We start from the raw sequence: 18661 nt of genomic DNA on the forward strand, positions 1-18661 counted from the left end.
TCCTCCATCCGGGCGGTGCGGGCGACGAGGTCTTCCTGCCGGGTGATGTAGCCGGCGTATTTGACGTCGTTTTCGACGAGGGTCCAGACCTCGGGCATGAAACGGTCGCGCAGCTCGGAGGGCAGGGAAGCGGGGGTGTTTTCGGGCCGTTTGAGCCACTGGACGGCGGAAATGCCGTCGAGGCGGGTTTCCGAAAGCAGGGTCTTGGCGGCCGAGACGGCGTCGATTTTGGCCTGGGTGTGCTGTTTCCGGAAGTCGGAGACGAGGCCGATCTGGGCGGCGAGGGGGGTCAGGCGGAGGTCGCAGTTGTCTTGGCGGAGGAGGAGGCGGTATTCGGCGCGGGAGGTGAAGAGGCGGTAGGGCTCGGTGGTGCCCTTCGTGACGAGGTCGTCGATCATGACGGCGAGGTAGGCCTGGCTGCGCTGGAGGAGGAAGGGGGGGCGGCCCTGGACCTTGAGGGCGGCATTGGCCCCGGCGATGAGGCCCTGGCCGGCGGCTTCTTCATAGCCGGAGGTGCCATTGATCTGCCCGGCGAAGTAGAGGCCGGAGACACGCTTCGTTTCCAAGGTGGGGTGGAGCTGGGTGGGCGGGCAGTAGTCGTATTCGACGGCGTAACCGGGGCGGATGATCTCGGCCTGCTCCAGGCCGGGGATGGACCGGATGAAGTCATACTGGACCTCGAAGGGCAGGGAGGTGGAGACGCCGTTGACGTAGAATTCGCGGGTGTGGCGGCCCTCGGGCTCCAGGAAGATCTGGTGGCGCTCCTTCTCGGCAAAGCGGACCACCTTGTCCTCCACAGAGGGGCAGTAGCGCGGGCCAACGCCCTCGATTTTGCCCGAATACATGGCCGATTTGTGGATATTGGCCCGGATGATGTCGTGCGTCTGGGGGGTCGTGTAGGTGATCCAGCAGGGAATTTGTTCCACGTGGAACGTTACATCGCGCCAGGAGTTGAGGGTGAAGCGATGAAATGCGGAGTTTGGAATGCGGAATTCGGAATGCGCAGAGGAATCGGCGGGCGCGTTTGGGGATTCCGCACCCCGCATTTCGCATTCCGCATTCTCGCTCTCGTCTTCCCCCAGCACGCCCGAGAGGTAGCTAAACCGCGGTGCCGGCTCATCACCGGGCTGGAGGTCGCACTTGGAGAAGTCGATGCTGCGGCTGTTGAGGCGGCAGGGGGTGCCTGTTTTGAAGCGCTGGACGTCGAAGCCGAGCTGGCGGAGGCTGTCGGACAGGGTGGAGATGCTGTCGCCCATGCGGCCGCCGGCCTGGTTTTGCTGGCCGACATGGAGGAGGCCGCGCATGAAGGTGCCGGAGGAAATGACGACCGCTTTGGCCCGGTAGATCATGCCGAGGGAGGTGCGCACGCCGGTGATGGCATCGTTTTCGACGAGGATCTCGGCGGCGTTGCCCTGGTGGAGGTCGAGGTTGGGCTGGTTCTCGATGAGCCACTTCATGCGGAACTGGTAGGCCTTCTTGTCGCACTGGGCGCGGGGGGCCTGGACGCTGGGGCCCTTGCGGGCGTTCAGCATGCGGAACTGGATGCCGGTGGCGTCCGTGTTCCGGCCCATGACGCCGCCGAGGGCGTCGATCTCCCGCACGACATGCCCTTTGGCCAGACCGCCGATGGCGGGGTTGCACGACATCTGCGAGATGGTGTCGAGATTCTGGGTGAGGATGGCCGTCTGGCAGCCCATGCGTGCCGCCGCCATCGCGGCCTCCACCCCGGCGTGACCGGCTCCGCAGACGATGACATCGTAGTGCTTGGGGAAGGTGTAGAGAGACATGGAATGACGAATGATGAATGCGGAATGACGAACTGGCCGGGAAGGGCAGGGGACCGCGAGGATAGCATGCGGGATTCGATTGTTCCATGTGGAACGTGGGCGGGCGGAGTCCGGCTGGGTTTCAAGTTTCAGGTTTCAGGTTCCAAGATGGCGGACACGGAGCTTGGTCGGGTGCCTCTCGTGCTCGAAAAGTGGAGGAGTGAGCAGGCGTGCGGAGGTGGTTTTCCAGACCTGAAACTTGGAACGTGAAACTTGAAACTGGCGTCCCGCCGCAGCGAACGCCCGCTTGCCTTTGGCACCCTTCCCGCTAGTATCGCGGCTCCCCACATGGCCCAGATCCAAGACTCCTCCGCCTCCCTTGCCGCGCATGCTTCGGCACCGATCAACCAGAAGCTGACGGCGGCTGACAAAGTGAACCTGTATCGCCAGATGGTGCGCATTCGCCGCTTTGAGCAGGTGTCGCTCCAGCACTACCAGGCGGGTCGCATGGGCGGCTTCCTCCACCTTTACATCGGCCAGGAATCGGTGGCGGTCGGCACGGTTTCGGTGATGGGACCGAACGATCACGTCATCACCGCTTACCGCGACCACGGCCACGCTTTGGCGGTCGGCATGGGCATGAACGAGTGCATGGCCGAGCTCTTCGGCAAGGCCACCGGCTGCTCCCGCGGCAAGGGCGGCTCGATGCATTACTTCGCGCCGGAAAAGAATTACTGGGGCGGCCACGGCATCGTCGCCGGCCAGACCCCGCTTGGCCTCGGGCTGGCGTATGGTTTGAAGTATCGCGGCATCAAAGGCGCGGCTCTGTGCTTCCTCGGCGATGGGGCGGTGAACCAGGGTGCCTTCCACGAGTCGCTCAATCTGGCCGAGCTTTGGGACCTGCCGGTCATTTATGTGATCGAGAACAACGGCTACTCGATGGGCACCAGCCAGAAGCGCTCCTCCGCGTATCAGGATTTCCTCGCCAAACGGGCCGAAGGCTACGGCATGGCGTGGGAGCAGTTCAACGGCGAGGACGTCTATGAAGTGCGTGCCGGCGTGGGCAAAGCGATCGAGCGTGCGCACAACGAATCAAAGCCGAGCATTCTCGAAATCGCCACCTACCGGTGGGAAGGCCATTCCGTGGCCGACGCGAACAAGTTCAAATACCGCACGAAGGAAGAGGTCGAGAAGTTCCAGAGCGACCATGACCCGATCCAGGTGTGGAAGCGCAACCTGCTCAACGAAGGCGTCGCCACAGAGGAAGACTTGAAGAAGATCGACAAAGAGGCCCAGAAGGAAGCGGAGGATTCGGCCGAATTCGCCAAATCCAGTCCTTATCCCGAGCCGGAGACGATCTTCGAAGATGTGTATTGGGAAGTGGACAACAAGACCGAAGCCGGTCAGACCGGACGTCACTTCTTCAACGACTGAGTTGCGGGCCAAGGTGGCTTAACTCATTCAGAATCAACACTTTACGGCTACTTCGTCGCCGCCGTGGAGCCGGTCGAGTCGGCTTGGCTGCTGAGGATCACGGCATGCTTGTCATACGTGGCCTTGGCATCCACAAGCTGGGTCACGTAGTTCAAGGCCTCGGTCAGCGGGACGTTTGCGAGCGTCAGACTGAGCTTCCGCTGGCCCAGTTCCTCGCCTTTCACGATCACATTAGGAGTGACCTTGCCGCCCGAGGCATTCTTTGACAGTGCACGCAGGGCTTCGACCGCTTCCGTGAGACTGACGTCCGCCATCTCGACCTTCGGCAGGATCACGGTCGCGTATTGGTTCTTGAGTGTGTTCTCCGCCGGTTTGTGATTGGCGCGGATGAATCCCAGCATGCGCTGGGTTTCGACATGCTTCGGATTCGCCGCCGCCACCTGCGACAGGAGCGCCTGGGCGGTCGCCATGTCGCCCCGATAGAAGGCAGCGCGTCCCTGCTGATACACCGCGTTCAGATCCTCCGCCTGAACCGGAGCCGTGGCAAAAAAGAAGGCCGCGATGAAGGCGGCCGCTGCTGAAACCTGGGTCCCAATCGTGATTGCTTTCATAGGATGGTCTGGATTTGCGCTGATTTCACCAAATCGCGCGCCGCATGTCAAGACTGCGGCTGCCGCGTGAAACTTGATGCTGCCCGCATCTTGTTCCATCGGTGAACGATGCCGCCGCCGAAGAAACCCACCGCCAGCCAGGTCACTGTGATCCTGGGCAGCGACGAGGCGCGTGTGAAGGAAGCCGCGCTCATGCTGGTGCGCAGCCTCACGCCGCCGGACGCGGGCGACTTTAGCAACGACATCATCGACGGCACCGCCGACAACGCCGATCACGCCGGCACGATCTGCTCGAACGTGTGCATGGCGTTGCAGACGCTGCCGTTCTTCGGCGGGACCAAGGTCGTGTGGCTGAAGAACGCCAACTTCCTCGGCGACTCCGGCCCGGGTCGTGGGCAGGATGCGGTGAACGGCTTTGAGCGCATCCTCAATGTGGTCGAAGGCGGGCTCGGCACCGATGTGCGCTTCGTCATCAGCGCCAACACGATCGATAAACGACGCAGCTCCTACAAACGCATCTCCAAGATCGCGAACATCGAGGTCTTCGACAAGCCGGACACCTCAAAGGCCGGTTGGGAGCAGGCGGTGCTCGCCGATGCCTCGCGCAAAGTGAAGGCGATGGGCATCACCTTTGAAACCGGTGCGCTCGAACTGCTGGTGCAGATGGCGGGCGATGACACGCGGCAGATGGAGAACGAACTCGAAAAGATCGATCTCTACCTCGGCGAACGCCGCCGCGCCGGATTGAAAACCGTGCAAGGCCTCGTCTCCATGAGCCGCGCCGGCGTGCTGTGGGATCTCGGCAATGCGATTGGCAAACGCGACCTGCCGCGTGCGCTCGATCTGCTCGGCACGCTCATGTATCAGGGTCAGAACGCGATTGGATTGCTCCTCGCCGCGATTGTTCCGCGTGTGCGCAGCCTTCTGCTCATCAAGGATCTCGGTTCACGCTACAAGCTGAACAAATTCAATTACGCCGGCTTCTGCACCTCGCTCGAAGGCCTGCCATCGACGGCCACCGGACATCTGCCGCGCAAGAAGGACGGCAGCGGCTTCAACGCCTATCCGCTCTTCCTCGCCTTGCCGGAGACCGGCAACTTCACGCTCGAAGAACTGCACGCCGCCTACAAAGCCTGCCTCGCGGCGAACGTGAAGCTTGTCACTTCCTCGCTCGATCCCAAGCTGGTGCTGGAGCGGCTTCTCGTCGGCATGCTTTCACGATCCCGCTGAACCCGCGTCCAGACTTCCGCATCATGTCCACGTCCTTCGTCATCACCTGTCTCGGCATCGGCGTTCTCAGCGGTGTCATCGCCGCGCTCTGCGGAGTCGGCGGCGGAGTCGTGATGGTGCCCGCCTTTGTCATGCTCTTGAAGCTGCCGCAGAAGACCGCGGTCGCCACCTCGCTCGCCATCATCATTCCCACGGCGTTGATGGCCACGACGCAGAACGCGCGTTCGGGCTACGTCGATTGGAAAGTCGCCGTCATCACCGCGATCTCCGCGTCGATCTTCGCCTACTTCGGCGCTGGCTGGTTGAAAACGATGAGCAACGAGACGCTCACGCGCATCTTCGGCACTGTGCTCGTTGTCTTCGGCCTGCGCATGCTGTTGCAGGGCAAGGCGTGAGCTTTTCACCTCACCACACGAGCACGTCGAGGAAGAACACGGCCACCATTCCGACCGCCACGATCAGTCGCAGCACCAAACCGACGCCGGTGCCGAGCAATGAACCCCACGCCGACTTCGCGGCGGGTTGGAGTCGTTTTTTCGCGAAGATCAGCTCAAACCCCACACCACCGATCAGCGGTCCCAGCACCCAGCCCACGGGACCGAAGAACATGCCGACAATGCCTCCGACAAAGACGCCCGCGATGCCCCAGCGACTGGCACCGAACCACCGCGCACCCACAGCTCCGCTGGCAAAATCAACGACGTAGGACAGCCCTACTCCCAACGTCAGCGCCACAAAACCCCACACACTCATCCCGGCCTCCGGCAGCAACAGCGTGTGCACGACGCCAGCGATGAAAATCAGCACAGGCCCGGGCAGAAACGGCACCACGGAACCGACAAGGCCGACGATCAGCAGACAAATCGTCAACGACCACACACCGAGCACGTCCCACGGCATCGAGGTGAAGAAGTGGGACGTCGCGTTCCACGTGTTGGTGAGCCATTCCATCATGATCGCGTTAATGAGTACGTTGTTCACCTTTAGCGTGTCCGGACATGAAAATCACGCGCAAGCGTGAACAACGTACACGCCAGACATCACGCTTCACGCCACACCGTTTTCGATTCCACCGGCTGGCGCACACTGCGCGGCCAGTTCAGGCCTGATTTGGGCCAGCCGAGATAGATCAATCCCACGCAACGATCCTCAGCGCCGATTTGCAGCCACTCCGCAAACTCATGTGTGCCGAGAATCGGTGGGGATGACCAGTAGCAGCCCAAACCCGCCGCCGTGGCCGAGAGCTGCAAATTTTGCAGCGCACAGGCCACCGCCTCGATCTCTTCGATCTCCGGGATCTTCGCTCCACCGCGACGTTCCATCACACACGCGATCACCACCGGCGCGAGCACCGGGTTCTCGCCCATCTTCTTCATCTTGTCCTCGCGAAACTCATTGGCCGGCGTCGTCGCCTGATAAACACGCTGCATCGTCTCGGCGAGTCGCTGCCGCGCCGCACCTTGATGCACAATGAACTTCCACGGTTCCGTCAATCCATGCGTCGGCGCCCATGTTGCGTCTTCGAGGATCGTCATCAGCAACGCACGCTCCACCCCACGCGACGAATCCAGATCCACCGGCTTGATCGAACGCCGGTGGCGGATGAGAGCGCTGAGTTGTTCATGAGTGGCAATGATGGTCATGGATCAAACCATCGGCAGCACCTTGCTCAGCACAAGCGTCACGAGCAGACCGATGACCGCGTCGGCTGTGACGAGCAGGGACCAGGTGCGCAGCGTTTCTTTCTCCGTCATGCCGCTGAGGCGGTTCACCACCCAGAAGCCGCTGTCGTTCATCCAGGAGCAGAACATCGCACCAAAACCAATCGCAGTGAAAAGATAGATCGGATGACAGCCGAGTTTTCCGTCGGCGAGCATGGGGGCCATGATCGATGCCGCGGTGAGCATCGCCACGGTGGCGGAGCCTTGGGCCACACGCACGACGGCGGCCACGACCCAGCCCAGCAGGATCAGATTGAGGCTGTAAGTCTTCGCCAGATCAGCCACCGCCGTGCCCACGCCCGCGCTGCGCAACGCATAACCGAACGCACCGCCCGCGCTGGTGATGAGAATGATCATGCACGCTGTTTCAAGAGGCGGACCCATGAGCGACTCGATCTTCTTGAGGCCAAAACCACGCTGCTTCGCCAGCACCCCGACGGAAATCAAAGCACCAATGATGAGAGCGATGTTTTTGTGCCCGATGAAGTCCACCCAGCCACGCACCGCATCGAATCCCTGCTGGCCGCCGAACGCGTTCACCGTTGCCACGCCCCACGCCGCGCCACTTTTCGCGCCGGAGTTGGCCAGTTCAAAGACGGTCGTCAAACTGATCAAGATGATCGGCAGCAGCACCGGCGTGATGCTCCAGAAGAACGATGGCAGCTCGCTCTCCGCCTTGCCGCTGATGCCCTTCAGATCATCGAGCGACACACCGCCGGACGCACGCAGCGGCACCTCCGTGCGCGCATTGAGCCACTTGCTGAACAGGAAGCCGAAGAAACAGGTGATCGCGCCGATGACCATGCCACCGACGAGCGACTCGCCCACATTGAGATGCAGGCTGTCCACCACGGCGACCGGACCTGGATGCGGCACGGTCATGGAGTGCGTCACCGTGCCGCCGCAGCAGATCGCCATGAGATAGAGCGTGTAATCCTTCCCAGTACGCATGCGCAGCGCCATCGCCAGCGGCACCATCAGCATGAACATCGTGTCGAAGAAGATCGGCGCGCTCAGGATGAACGTGCTCCACAGCAGCGCCCAGCCCGCGCGCTTCTCACCGAAGAACGCGAGGAAGCGCCGCACCACCTTGTCCGCGCCACCGCTTTCCATCAGGCACATGCCGATGATCGCCGCCAGGGCGATTGAAATGGCGATGTCACGCGCCGAGTCGCCCAGTCCCTTCGACACCATCTCCACCGCGCCCACCAGGGCAGGCATCGCCTTCACCTTGCCATCCTTCTGCACCACATCCCACGATTGATTCCCCGCCAGCAGGCACGCCAGCAACGCCGCGAGCACCAGTGCCAGAAAGGCATGCATGCGCAGCACACTGATTGCCACGATGATGAAGGCGACGCTGACAGCGAGAACGACAAAGGGCCAGTAGCTGGCCGTGGTGGCGGCGAGAAGAAACATGGCCGCGATGCTGGCGGGTCTTCGCAAAATGATCCAGCCGAAAATGCGGCTGAGCCGGGCTTTATCGCCAGCCCTGCAACTGCTCCACGAACATCCTCAGGCTCTCAGAGGCCGCCATGGCTGGTTCCAGCGGTTGCTCCGCCGCGTCCCAGAACAACTGCATGCGATCCACACCCCGCGCCTTCACCTCCTCGTCGCGCAGATCCTTGAGCTGCGGCGGTGGCACTTTGCCATAGTAAAGTCTGGCAAGACCCTGCGAAGCCTGGCTGAAAGGCGGCAGTTCTTCGCGTTGCGGATTCAGCAGCAGGAGCACCCAGCTCTCGATCATCTCCACCGGCACCGCCAAAGCCACCTTCACAGGCCAGCGCGATGGATCAGACCCGAGTGCCGCGAAGAGCATCTGTTGCAGCGCCTCATATCGTGGAGCCTTGGATTGATCCGGCTTCGGCAAAGGTTTGGGATAGGAGCGCCCGCCGGGATGCCCGGAAGCGCGATCATTGTCCACGGCGACGATCACCGCGATGTCCTGCTTCTCTTGCCAGTGTTTGAAGCGACTGATCAGCAGCCTTGCGGATGCCATCGCAGTCTTCCAGTTCGCCCCATGCCGCAGACGAAACTCCTCATCCTGCATGAAAGTGAAGCCCGTCACCCGCTCCGCAAGACGTTCATAGAACATCTCATCCAGCTCACCTTCGCTGAGGATGTACAAGTGTTTCGTCATCTCAAGCATGCGGGCGAAGCTTGATCGGACGCGGCACTCCGCCCACCAGGCCGGAGAACCACAGGTTGCCCAGCGGCATGTCATCAGGATCGACCTTGTCGTAATCCAAGTCCTTCAGCCGGTCCGCCAGCGTGCTCAGTGTGCTGGCCCCGTCCTTCTTCTCCACGATGATCACCGCTTCCTTATCGTCCTGGAAGCAGTCCACGAGGTAGGGATTGTGCGTTGTCGCCAGAATGTTGACGTTATGGCGCTCGGCGATGTCCTTCATAAGCGGAGCCATGTACTCGAACAATCGAGGATGCAAACCACGGTCAATGTCTTCAAGCAGTATGACTGGTGCCGGCTTCTCTTGATGGATGATCGTCAAAATAGAGAGCACTAGTCGTGTACCTTCTGATAACTCGGTTGCAGGAAGAACCGCGTTCCCCAGCCCTTTTTCACGAACTTGAATCTGCTTCTTCCCTTGTTGAACAGTGCGCAAGCTCAATTTCTCGACCTCTGGTACATAGCGGCAAAAATGCTCCTCAATGCTATCGAAAAGATCCTCTCGATCTCCATTTTTAAGCATCTCTAACACTTGTGCCGTACCCGAGCCGTCTGCACGAACTCCCGCTGATGCAACGACATCCTCAATGCCAGATATTTTCCCAGGATCTAAGTTAAAAATTGGAAATGGAGATTTCCACGGTGCATTGTCCTCATGTGCGAAGCAGGATGTCCCAATGCCGGGTGGTACTGTGCAATCAATGGGCTTGATGTCGTCTCCTTCCAATTTGATATGCGCTGGCTTGCCGATGTGTCGCGCATGGGGGCTCCATCCGGCATCAAGAATTGTCCAATAACGATCTTTATCCTTATGCCTGCTTATTCCCTTGGCGCTTGTTCCTGCGATTGCCGATAAGACATTACTCTTCCCCGACCCATTCGCACCCACGACCAACGAGAAGGGTCGCAAGTTCACTTCGGCATCGACGAAGGAACGGTAGTTCTGGATTTTGATCCGAGTGATCATCTTGGCGTTGAGCCTACGCTGTGGCCTATGGAAGCGCAACAGGGCAGCTTTTGGCAGCGGCTTCAACTTCTTTGCCGTTGGACATCCCGCATCGCTCCGCTTCTTTCCGCCGCCGCATGAAACCCGCCGCCCTTCGCCTGCTTTTTCTGCTTCTCGTCATCGCGGCGGGATGGTTTGGCGTCTCGCGGCTGGATTTCGATGTGGATCCGCTCAGCCTGCTGCCGCAGGAGCTTCCGGGCTTGCAGGGAACACGCCTGTTGCGTGAGCAGAAGCGTGATCTGCTCCTCATTTCGGTTCAGGCCGACGATCCCGCGCTCGTGGAAGTCGCAGCCGATGCGTTGGCGGAGCATCTCACGGCAAAACCGGAGCTCTGTGCCAGCGTGCGCAGCAAATCCCTGCTGCAATCCGATCCCGCCATCATCGCCGAAGTGGTCGCGTATCTTTGGCTGAATGCTTCGCCGCAAGAAGTGGCGAAACTCACGGCCTCGCTCGATCCTGCGGCGCTCAACGCTGTGTTGCAGAAAGCGAAGGACACCGCGGGCACCTCGCTCGACCTGCAAAGCGCCACGCTCAGCGGTTACGATCCCTTCGGGCTCGCGAAAGGAGCGCTGCAATTCCTCAGCAACGGCCAGGACATGAGCAGCATGATGAGTGATGAGTTCACCAGCGCCGACGGCACGTTGCGTTTGCTGTTTGTCACGCCGCCAGGGCAGGCGCTGGCCGATTATCGGGCCGCGAACGCCTGGCTCACGCAGATCAAGAGCGAGGTGCGTGAGAAGTGGCTGCCGCAGCAAGGCGAACTGACCCATGTGAAGATCGGCTTCACCGGCGATCCGGCGTTTCAGGCGGAAATCGCCACCGGAATGGAAGGCGACATGCGCCAGTCCATCGGTGCGGTGACGTTCATCGTCGGCTTCCTCTTCTGGCTGCTGCATCGCAGTGTGAAGCCGTTGTTCTGGCTGCTGCTGGCGATCCTTTGCGCGAATCTGCTCACCCTCGGCACCGCAGGTGTGATCTACGGTTCGCTCAATGTCATGTCGATGGGCTTCGCGGCCATTCTCACCGGCTTGATCGAGGATTTCGGCGTCGTCGGCCTTCACATCGCCCGTGAGCATCCTGGCGAAGGATTCGCGGGCATTCGTCGGCGTGCGCTGCCGGGTGTCGCATGGTCGGCCATCAGCATCGCGGGTGTGTTTGCCATGCTTGGACTGAGCCAGCTTCCAGGCGTTGCGCAGCTCGGCCTTTTGTCCGCGCTCGGCGTTTTGATCGGCGCGGCCGTCATGCTGTTTGGCTTTCTGCCGCTGGGCATGAAAGCCGGCCGGTTGGAGGAACATCACGGCACAACACGTGTCGCGATGAGGCTGCAAGGTGTCATGGGCTTCCTCGTCATGGCCGCTTTGATCGCGGCGACGGTTGTTCTGATGGCGAAAGGCCTGCCGCGCATGGATTTCGGCTCCGCCGTGCTGCGTCCGGACAAGAGCGAGGCCTTTGATGTGTTCGAGGTGATCGAGAAACGCATGATGGACGTGAACGCCGAGCCCGGACGCAATGTCCCCGTCATCTTCGCCGCGCCTGACGCCGCAGCTTTGCGTCAAAGCATGCTCGCCACGCAAAAGGCGCTGATAAACGATGACGTCGAGGCGCAGGTGCTGCCTCTCGCGCTGGTTCCAGATGCAGACGCCCAACGAGCCAATCTGCAAACCCTGCAAACTGTCGCTCAACGCGAAGAAGAGCTGCGCAAAGCCGTCGATGCGGCCGGATTCACGGATGTGGCGTTTTCGCTGACGCAGAAGGTGCTCCAGCAATGGCGCGACTGGTCAGCAGCGAACGCAGTGACGCCGTTGTGGCCAAAACCCGTCGTGCTGGAAAACCTCGGCGGCATCGTCTCCCAACACAATGAGCATGGTTTGATGGCCGTGGGCACGGTGAGGCTGGCAAAAGGCCGCACTTTGGAAAACGCGGCCATTCTGCATGCCGTGGAGCAGATTCCGCACGCGCATCCCGCCGGGTGGGCGTTTCTGCGCACGTCCTTGGAGCCGCTGTTGAAGCGGGAGATCCTGCGCGTCTGCGTTCCCACGGTCGCCATCGCGCTGATCCTGTTCTTCCTCGTGTTCCGTGGCTGGCATGAGCGTTGGTTCGCGTTCCTCGTGCTCGCCGCCAGCGCCTGGATTTTGCTTGGCGGCATGACCTTGTTCGATTTGCAGTGGAACCTCATGAGCGTCGGCGCGGTGCCGCTTTGCCTCGGTCTCGGCCTCGATTTCACGATCCACATGATGCACGCATTGCGCGAATCCGGGGCCACGCGTCAAAGCGCCGCCTCGCTCGGCCGTTCGCTGGCCTACTGTGGTCTCAGCACCGGCCTGGCTTTCGGAGCGCTCGCCACTGGCAGCAATCGCGGACTCATCACACTGGGCATGACGGCGATGATTGGTGTGCTCACAGTCCTGATCACAGCGGCGTTCGCCTTGCCCTGGCTGTGGTTTCGTCGTCCACAGACCCGCTGATCAATCCCAAGGATGTTCTCCGGGCCTGCGAACGCGTCTCCACGGCCCGTTTGCGGCGACGCCAGCGACGATCACGGCCAGAATGATCATGGCCGCCACGGCTTCGACTGTTCCGAGCGGCTTCGCCAGATTGGAGACAAAGCGGCCGGCATCGTGGAAGAATCCGATCCCGTCGGTCAGCACAGAAATGAGCGTTTCCATGCCCGCAGGGTGCTACGCGGCCGCCGTCAGCTCAAAATTTCCGCGGTCACAGTTCAATCACTGACTTTTCGGTCACATTCCCCGGTCGGCAGGCAGGACCGGCCGCCCCCTGAATTTTCGCTGGCGTTACCGTCCCGGGCGATTACTATCCGCGCACTCTCGCCCGAGATGGTGACCGTAGTTCAAAGGTAGAGCCCCAGATTGTGATTCTGGTTGTTGCGGGTTCGAATCCCGTCGGTCACCCCACTTTTTCGCTGGAGCGTGCGTTCAGCAGCGGCTTGAATCGCGGCACGTCATGGACACGCTGGAAAACATCCTCGGGCACACTTTTCGCGATCCCGCGCTGCTCCAGCTCGCCCTCACCCACGGCAGCGTGGGCTATGAGAATCAGCGGCCGCAGCCGGATAACCAGCGTCTGGAGTTCCTCGGAGACGCCGTGCTGCAACTGGCCTTGTCCGATCTGCTCTACCGAAAGTTCCCCCACGCCGATGAAGGCGTCCTGACCAAAGCCAGAGCCCAGCTCGTCTCCACCAAAGCCCTCGCACGCATTGGCCGGCGCATCGGTCTCGGCGGCCACCTGCGCATGGGCCGCGGCGAGGAGGCGAATGGTGGTCGCGATCGTGATTCATCGCTGGCGGATGCCCTGGAGGCCATCGCCGGTGCCGTTCACCTCGATGCCGGCACCCAGGCAGCCCATCAGTTCGCCGCGCGAGTCTTTGCGGAGGATCTGGCCGCCCTGCACCAAGGCCAGCTCGACAACAACCCCAAGGGCCACCTCCAGGAACTCATCCAATCCGTCGGCATCACGCCCCTGGTGTATCAGATCATCGGCGAGGAGGGCCCTGACCACGCGAAGCAGTTCATCGCCACGGTCTCCTGGCACTCAGCGGAGCTCGGCCGCGGCCATGGCCGCAGCAAAAAGGAGGCGGAAGTCCACGCCGCCCAGTCGGCGCTCGACAATCCGGCGCTGCACGAGCAACTGCGAACAGCCTGTGAAGAATCCGGCCAACAACCGGCCTGCCGTTGAGGACAATGCGGAAAAACCCTGGTTGTTCCATCAGGCTCACAATTTCTGCCGGATTGATTCACAAACCGCATGCGCGTGGAACCCGCATGATTGCAGGGCGGAACGCGCTTGTTGCAGTTGTTCGCATCACTTACGGATAGGATGGTTCAGGACACCTCACATCCTCCAATCATAAGCGCTGGGAACAACTCTCCCCCGAGCTACTTCAACGGCCAGAACAGCGGCACCAGCGTCAGGACGACGAGCAGAATGACGAACGTGAGACCACCACCCGCCTTGATGAAATCGGCGAAGCGATACTTGCCGGGGCCATAGACCAGAATGCAGCTCGGTTCGAACGGCGTGAGAACCGACGCGGACGCGCTGATCATGACCCCGACCGCGAACGAGCGCTGATCCGCGCCGAGCTGGGCCGCGGCTTGCATGGCGACTGGCAGCACGACCAGTGCCGCGGCTGCGTTCGACATCGGCTGCGTCAGCATCATCGTCAGCACGCAGAACCCGGCGAAGACGGCAAACACGCCCATGGGCGCGAGCCAGGACGTGAGAGTATCCGCCACCATCGACGCCGCTCCGGAGGTCTTCATCGCCTCGCCAAAGGCCATCATGCCGCCAATGAGGATGAGCAACCGCCAGTCGATGTTCGCGTAGGCGTTCTCCAGTTTGATGCAGCGGGTGAAGACGGCCAGCATCGCCACGAGCACGAAGCCCACGGTATCCGGCACCCAGTCGAGGCTGCTCGCGATCACAGCGAACGCAAATGCGCCCAGCAGCGTGAGCCCACGGCGGCGCATCTCGCTGCTGAATTGATGCTGTGCCATCACGATCATCTCGCTGCCTTCCTCCAGGGCGCGGAAGCGCTCGTTCGGCCCTTGCAGCAGCAGCACGTCCCCGGCGTGAAGGCGTTCGTCCGCCATGTGATGGAGCAACGACCGCCCGCCACGGGTCAATGCCAGCACGGAGAGGCCCGTGCGCTGCCGGAACTTGCTGTTGCGCAACGATCTGCCGACAAGGCTGGACCGCGGCGCGATGACCACCTCCGCCACCTGCGCATCCCGCATGTCGATGCCTGAGCTGCGCAGCGTCACATCCTCCAGGATGTCGATTCCCTCGATCTTTTTCACCTTGATGAGGTTTTCCACCTTCCCGGCCACCAGCACCACGTCTCCTTCCTCGAACTGCACGGCTGGTCCCGCATCGAGTGTGCGGTCATGGCGGCGGATCTTGAGCACTTGGAACTCCAGGGCCGAAAAGTCCGACTCGTACGCCGCCTGCCCGATCAAGGGTGAGCTCGGCAGCACCACCACCTCCGCCAGATATTCACGTACACTGTCACCGCCGCCCATCAGGTCCTGATCTCGCTCCGGCACCAGGCGTTTGCCGATGAAGACCATGTAGGCGATGCCTGTGATCACGATCACCATCCCGATGAAGGCGAATTCGAACATGCTGAACGGCTTGAAGCCCATCTTCGTGATCGCCCCGCTCACCGCCACGTTCGTGGAGGTGCCGATCAAAGTGCAGGTGCCTCCCATCAGCGAGGCAAACGCCAGCGGCATCAGCAGCCGTGAGGGCGGGATGCCAAGCGTGCGGCACAGGCCGATCACCGGCCCGATGAACACGGCGGTGACGGTGGTGTTGTTCATGAACGCGGAGATTCCTGCCACCACGGCCATCATGAACGCCATCAGCCGCTTTGGCTGCTTGCCAAAGGTCTGCGCCAGAAAGCCGCCCATCATGTCCAGCACGCCGGTCTCGCGAAGGGCGGCGCCGATCACAAAGATCGCGGCCAGCAGCACGATCACGCGGTCGCCAAAGGCTGCGAAGGCCTTCTCCGCGCTCAGGATCCCGCACATCACGAGCACGCACAGCATCGACAGGGTCACCAGATCCACGGAGATCTTCTCCGTCGAAAAGGCGATGACGACCGCGATGAGCAGTCCGATGACAATCCAGGCTTCCATGTGGGGGTCGGTACTTCTGGCGCAAGTCGTTCAATGGCTCAACAAGCAAGCGCTCAAACTCGGGCACCGCAAAGTTTTGGAAGCATGACAGCGTCAGCACCGTTATCTCGCGCCCCACCATGATGCGTTCCTGTTTCTGCACCTTTGTTTCTTTTGCCACCCTCAGTCTGACCGCCATCGCCGCCCCGCGTGCCGATCATGTCTTCATCGTCAGCATCGATGGCGGCAAGCCCGCCGTGATCGCCGAAAGCGAGGCTCCGACGCTGAAGCAGATCGCCGCTGAAGGTGCCGTGACCTGGCAGGCCAGCACGATCTTTCCTTCCATCACCCTTCCTTCGCACACTTCCATGCTCACGGGCGTGGGTCCGGACAAGCATCAGATCTTGTGGAACAACTTCACGCCGATCAAAGGCTTCGTGAAGGTCCCCACCGTCTTCTCGTTGCTGAAGGCCGCCGATCCCATGGCAGTGGATGGCATGTTCGTCGGCAAGGTGAAGTTCCGGCACCTGTGGCTGAAGGACTCCGTGGATGTGTTCGATTTCGGCGGCCCGCAGGACTCCGCGCCCGTGGCTGGCACTCCCGAGATCGAAAAGGACAAAAAGCCTTCGCAGATGGTCGCCAAACAAGCCTCTGCCTGGATCAAGGAACACAAACCGAAGCTCGCCTTCATCCACTTCCCGGATGTGGACAGCGCCGGCCACAAGAGCGGCTGGGGCTCGCCAGAACAGAAGGAAGCGATCAAAGTGACCGATCAGGCCTTGTGGCAGGTGTGGCAGGCCATCAAGGACGCAGGCATCGCTGATTCGAGCGTGATGCTCATCAGCGCCGACCACGGCGGCCACGACAAGACGCATGGCCTGAACATTCCTGACGACATGATCATTCCCTGGGTCGCCTGGGGGAAAGGCGTGAAGAAAAACTTCACCATCACCGACAAGGTCACCACCTACGACACCGCCGCCACCGCCTTGTGGCTGCTGGATGTGCCCGTGCCTGCCGAATTCGACGGCAAACCGGTGACCAGTGCGTTCGAGTGATCGTCGCGAAAGAAAAACCCCCGAGCCGGACGCTTGGCCTTGCCAAACGAGGACCGGTTTTCTAACCTCGCGCCCTCTATGAGCCAAAAATCACCTGTGAACTGGGAACAAATCGAAGCGAAGCCGGAGTTCCGCGCGCTTCTGGGCCGCAAGTCCAAGTTCATCGTCAGCGCCACCATCTTCTTCATGGCCTATTACCTGGCGCTGCCTGTGCTCGTCGGCTACTTCCCTGACTTGATGAAGACGAAGGTGTGGGGAGAAGTCAATCTGGCCTACGTCTTCGCCTTGTCCCAATTCTTCATGGCCTGGATCATGGCCTTCATCTACGTCCGCGTCGCATCGAAGTGGGACAAGGAAGTCGCCGCTGTCATCGAGGGGCATCATTGATGATCGCTTTGTCGTTCGCCGCCTGATCCGCTGATTTTCACCTCTCCCGATTTCATGTCCACGTCCCTCATCATGTTCCTGGCCTTTGTGGGCCTCACGCTGCTCATCACCTTCTGGGCGGCGAAGAAAAACACCGGCGCCAGCGCCTACTTCGCCGCCGGGCGCAGCATCACCGGCTGGCAGAACGGCCTCGCCGTCGCAGGCGACTACATGAGCGCCGCGAGCTTCCTCGGCATCTCCGGCATGATCTGCTTTTCAGGCTACGACGGCTTCATGTACTCCGTCGGCTTCCTCGTCGCCTACATCACCGTGCTGCTGGTCGTCGCCGAGCCGCTGCGCAACGCCGGCAAGTACACGATGGCCGACCTGCTCGCATATCGCCTCAAACCACGTCCCGTGCGTGCGCTTGCCTCGCTGAGCACCCTGGTCGTCTCCACCTTCTACATGATCGCGCAGATGGTCGGCGCCGGTGCGGTGATCAAGGAGCTCATCCACATCGAATTCGCGCCGGCAGTGATCGGCGTGGGGATCCTGATGCTCGTCTATGTCGTCTTCGGCGGCATGCTGGCCACCACCTGGGTGCAGATCATCAAGGCGCTGCTGCTCATGGTCGGCGCGTTGCTCTTGAGCTACCTCGTTCTGCAGCATCATGGCTTCAGCTTCGCCAACTTCTTCGAGGCCGTCTCCAAAGCCGACTACGCCGGCACGGCTCCGCCCAAAAACCTGCTCGAACCCGGCCTGAAGTACGGTGCCGCCGCTGGAGCGTGGGGCCACATTGATCTCATTTCCCTCTGTCTCGGCTTGGTGCTCGGCACCGCCGGCCTGCCACACATTCTGGTGCGCTTCTACACCGTCCCAGACGCCAAGACCGCCCGCTCCAGCGTCGTGTGGGCCATGGCCATCATCGGCCTGTTCTACATCATGACCACCTTCTTCGGCTTTGGCGCTGCCACGATCCTGGAAAAGGCCAAAATCCTCACCGCTGCTGGCAAACCGAACACCAACATGGTCGCGCCGATCCTCGCGCAGCACCTCGGCGGGGAGTTGTTCTTTGCCTTCATCAGCGCCGTGGCCTTCGCGACCATTCTCGCCGTCGTCGCCGGCCTCACCATGAGCGCCAGCGCCAGTTTCGCGCACGACTTCTACACCAACGTCATCCATCACGACAAGGAGCATCGCCCCGGCGACGAAATCCGCGTCGCGCGCATCACCGCCTTCGTCGTCGGTGCCGCCAGCATCGGTCTGGCCATCTATTTGGGCCCCAGCGTGAACGCTGCGTTCCTCGTCGGCCTCGCCTTCTCCGTCGCTGCCTCGGCAAACCTGCCGGTCATCGTGCTCAGCGTGTTCTGGAAGCGTTTCAACACCACGGGAGCGGTCGCAGGCCTCGGCGGCGGACTGATCGTCTCGATCGTTCTCATCCTGCTCAGCCCGAACGGCATGTTTGGCAAGGAAGGCGCTATCTTCCCGCTCGAAAACCCCGGCATCGTCAGCATTCCCATCGGCTTCCTCGCCGCCTGGCTGGGCACCATCCTCACCGCCCGCGATCCGCAGGCCGAGTCCAAGTTCATCGAACTCAAAGTCCGTGCCCACACCGGCCTTGGTGCTGAGAAGGCGACGGCGCATTGAT

17 protein-coding genes and 1 tRNA gene are annotated in these 18661 nt (G+C 61.4%); 9 read left to right on the plus strand and 9 right to left on the minus strand.

Annotation, left to right across the window (positions count from 1 at the left end):
• A partial coding sequence (locus tag IAE77_RS11820; protein WP_294226572.1) for a tRNA uridine-5-carboxymethylaminomethyl(34) synthesis enzyme MnmG occupies positions 1-1787 on the minus strand: 1787 nt, incomplete at its 3' end.
• Between the two features lie 327 nt (positions 1788-2114).
• Here IAE77_RS11820 and pdhA point away from each other — a divergent pair.
• Complete coding sequence (gene pdhA, locus IAE77_RS11825) at positions 2115-3200, plus strand: pyruvate dehydrogenase (acetyl-transferring) E1 component subunit alpha (protein WP_294226574.1); 1086 nt, start codon at positions 2115-2117, stop codon at positions 3198-3200.
• A gap of 47 nt (positions 3201-3247) precedes the next feature.
• Here pdhA and IAE77_RS11830 read toward each other — a convergent pair whose 3' ends face one another.
• The gene (locus tag IAE77_RS11830) at positions 3248-3811 is read right to left on the minus strand and encodes a hypothetical protein (RefSeq protein ID WP_294226577.1); all 564 of its coding nucleotides are present in this window, start codon (positions 3809-3811) and stop codon (positions 3248-3250) included.
• 108 nt (positions 3812-3919) lie between these two features.
• Here IAE77_RS11830 and holA point away from each other — a divergent pair, with 108 nt between their 5' ends.
• Both holA and IAE77_RS11840 read left to right on the plus strand, forming a co-directional pair.
• Positions 3920-5041, plus strand: coding sequence for a DNA polymerase III subunit delta (gene holA / locus IAE77_RS11835; RefSeq protein ID WP_294226580.1), 1122 nt, complete (start codon positions 3920-3922; stop codon positions 5039-5041).
• A 23-nt stretch (positions 5042-5064) separates the two neighbouring features.
• Positions 5065-5436 carry a sulfite exporter TauE/SafE family protein gene (locus tag IAE77_RS11840; RefSeq protein ID WP_294226582.1) on the plus strand — a complete coding sequence of 124 codons (372 nt, stop codon included), beginning with the start codon at positions 5065-5067 and terminating at the stop codon, positions 5434-5436.
• A 10-nt stretch (positions 5437-5446) separates the two neighbouring features.
• On the opposite strand, the gene IAE77_RS11845 is transcribed toward IAE77_RS11840, so the two are convergent.
• From IAE77_RS11845 to IAE77_RS11865, 5 genes are all read right to left on the minus strand, one after another.
• Positions 5447-5995 (minus strand): DUF456 domain-containing protein, encoded by a 549-nt coding sequence (locus IAE77_RS11845; RefSeq protein WP_294226587.1) that lies wholly within the window; start codon positions 5993-5995, stop codon positions 5447-5449.
• Positions 5996-6081: 86 nt separating this feature from the next.
• Positions 6082-6684 carry a nitroreductase gene (locus tag IAE77_RS11850; RefSeq protein ID WP_294226590.1) on the minus strand — a complete coding sequence of 201 codons (603 nt, stop codon included), beginning with the start codon at positions 6682-6684 and terminating at the stop codon, positions 6082-6084.
• Positions 6685-6687: 3 nt separating this feature from the next.
• A complete protein-coding gene (locus IAE77_RS11855) occupies positions 6688-8181 on the minus strand; it encodes an SLC13 family permease (RefSeq protein WP_294226593.1) in 1494 nt (497 codons plus the stop codon).
• A 61-nt stretch (positions 8182-8242) separates the two neighbouring features.
• Entirely contained in the window at positions 8243-8911 is a 669-nt protein-coding gene (locus IAE77_RS11860) for a hypothetical protein (RefSeq protein WP_294226597.1), read from the minus strand.
• Positions 8904-9980 carry an ATP-binding protein gene (locus tag IAE77_RS11865; protein ID WP_294226600.1) on the minus strand — a complete coding sequence of 359 codons (1077 nt, stop codon included), beginning with the start codon at positions 9978-9980 and terminating at the stop codon, positions 8904-8906. Before IAE77_RS11865 ends, IAE77_RS11860 begins: the two co-directional genes overlap by 8 nt.
• A gap of 50 nt (positions 9981-10030) precedes the next feature.
• On the opposite strand from IAE77_RS11865, the gene IAE77_RS11870 reads away from it, so the two are divergent.
• Positions 10031-12418 carry an MMPL family transporter gene (locus IAE77_RS11870; protein ID WP_294226603.1) on the plus strand — a complete coding sequence of 796 codons (2388 nt, stop codon included), beginning with the start codon at positions 10031-10033 and terminating at the stop codon, positions 12416-12418.
• Here IAE77_RS11870 and IAE77_RS11875 read toward each other — a convergent pair whose 3' ends face one another.
• Positions 12419-12619: a hypothetical protein gene (locus tag IAE77_RS11875; RefSeq protein WP_294226606.1), complete on the minus strand. Its 201-nt coding sequence runs from the start codon at positions 12617-12619 to the stop codon at positions 12419-12421.
• 171 nt (positions 12620-12790) lie between these two features.
• Between IAE77_RS11875 and IAE77_RS11880 the strand changes: the two genes are divergently transcribed.
• A tRNA-His gene (locus tag IAE77_RS11880) sits at positions 12791-12865 on the plus strand.
• A 49-nt stretch (positions 12866-12914) separates the two neighbouring features.
• Positions 12915-13646 (plus strand): ribonuclease III, encoded by a 732-nt coding sequence (gene rnc, locus IAE77_RS11885; protein WP_294226609.1) that lies wholly within the window; start codon positions 12915-12917, stop codon positions 13644-13646.
• 200 nt (positions 13647-13846) lie between these two features.
• On the opposite strand, the gene IAE77_RS11890 is transcribed toward rnc, so the two are convergent.
• A complete protein-coding gene (locus IAE77_RS11890; protein WP_294226611.1) occupies positions 13847-15610 on the minus strand; it encodes an SLC13 family permease in 1764 nt (587 codons plus the stop codon).
• Between the two features lie 119 nt (positions 15611-15729).
• On the opposite strand from IAE77_RS11890, the gene IAE77_RS11895 reads away from it, so the two are divergent.
• The 3 genes from IAE77_RS11895 to IAE77_RS11905 all read left to right on the plus strand — a co-directional run bounded on the left by IAE77_RS11895 (position 15730) and on the right by IAE77_RS11905 (position 18660).
• A complete protein-coding gene (locus IAE77_RS11895; RefSeq protein ID WP_294226614.1) occupies positions 15730-16647 on the plus strand; it encodes an alkaline phosphatase family protein in 918 nt (305 codons plus the stop codon).
• 78 nt (positions 16648-16725) lie between these two features.
• On the plus strand, positions 16726-17034 hold the full coding sequence (locus IAE77_RS11900; RefSeq protein ID WP_294226617.1) for a DUF485 domain-containing protein: 309 nt from the start codon (positions 16726-16728) through the stop codon (positions 17032-17034).
• A 54-nt stretch (positions 17035-17088) separates the two neighbouring features.
• Positions 17089-18660, plus strand: a complete 1572-nt coding sequence (locus IAE77_RS11905) for a sodium/solute symporter (protein ID WP_294226619.1) — start codon at positions 17089-17091, stop codon at positions 18658-18660.
• Position 18661 lies beyond the last annotated feature (1 nt).

Origin of the sequence: Prosthecobacter sp. (assembly GCF_014879935.1) — a bacterium.
Classification (GTDB): Bacteria; Verrucomicrobiota; Verrucomicrobiia; order Verrucomicrobiales; family Verrucomicrobiaceae; genus Prosthecobacter.

Coding starts and splice junctions, on each gene's coding strand:
- pdhA (WP_294226574.1), top strand. CDS start 2,115: ATGGCCCAGATCCAAGACTCCTCCGCCTCCCTTGCCGCGCATGCTTCG.
- IAE77_RS11830 (WP_294226577.1), bottom strand. CDS start 3,811: ATGAAAGCAATCACGATTGGGACCCAGGTTTCAGCAGCGGCCGCCTTC.
- holA (WP_294226580.1), top strand. CDS start 3,920: ATGCCGCCGCCGAAGAAACCCACCGCCAGCCAGGTCACTGTGATCCTG.
- IAE77_RS11840 (WP_294226582.1), top strand. CDS start 5,065: ATGTCCACGTCCTTCGTCATCACCTGTCTCGGCATCGGCGTTCTCAGC.
- IAE77_RS11845 (WP_294226587.1), bottom strand. CDS start 5,995: ATGATGGAATGGCTCACCAACACGTGGAACGCGACGTCCCACTTCTTC.
- IAE77_RS11850 (WP_294226590.1), bottom strand. CDS start 6,684: ATGACCATCATTGCCACTCATGAACAACTCAGCGCTCTCATCCGCCAC.
- IAE77_RS11855 (WP_294226593.1), bottom strand. CDS start 8,181: ATGTTTCTTCTCGCCGCCACCACGGCCAGCTACTGGCCCTTTGTCGTT.
- IAE77_RS11860 (WP_294226597.1), bottom strand. CDS start 8,911: ATGCTTGAGATGACGAAACACTTGTACATCCTCAGCGAAGGTGAGCTG.
- IAE77_RS11870 (WP_294226603.1), top strand. CDS start 10,031: ATGAAACCCGCCGCCCTTCGCCTGCTTTTTCTGCTTCTCGTCATCGCG.
- IAE77_RS11875 (WP_294226606.1), bottom strand. CDS start 12,619: ATGGAAACGCTCATTTCTGTGCTGACCGACGGGATCGGATTCTTCCAC.
- rnc (WP_294226609.1), top strand. CDS start 12,915: ATGGACACGCTGGAAAACATCCTCGGGCACACTTTTCGCGATCCCGCG.
- IAE77_RS11890 (WP_294226611.1), bottom strand. CDS start 15,610: ATGGAAGCCTGGATTGTCATCGGACTGCTCATCGCGGTCGTCATCGCC.
- IAE77_RS11895 (WP_294226614.1), top strand. CDS start 15,730: ATGATGCGTTCCTGTTTCTGCACCTTTGTTTCTTTTGCCACCCTCAGT.
- IAE77_RS11900 (WP_294226617.1), top strand. CDS start 16,726: ATGAGCCAAAAATCACCTGTGAACTGGGAACAAATCGAAGCGAAGCCG.
- IAE77_RS11905 (WP_294226619.1), top strand. CDS start 17,089: ATGTCCACGTCCCTCATCATGTTCCTGGCCTTTGTGGGCCTCACGCTG.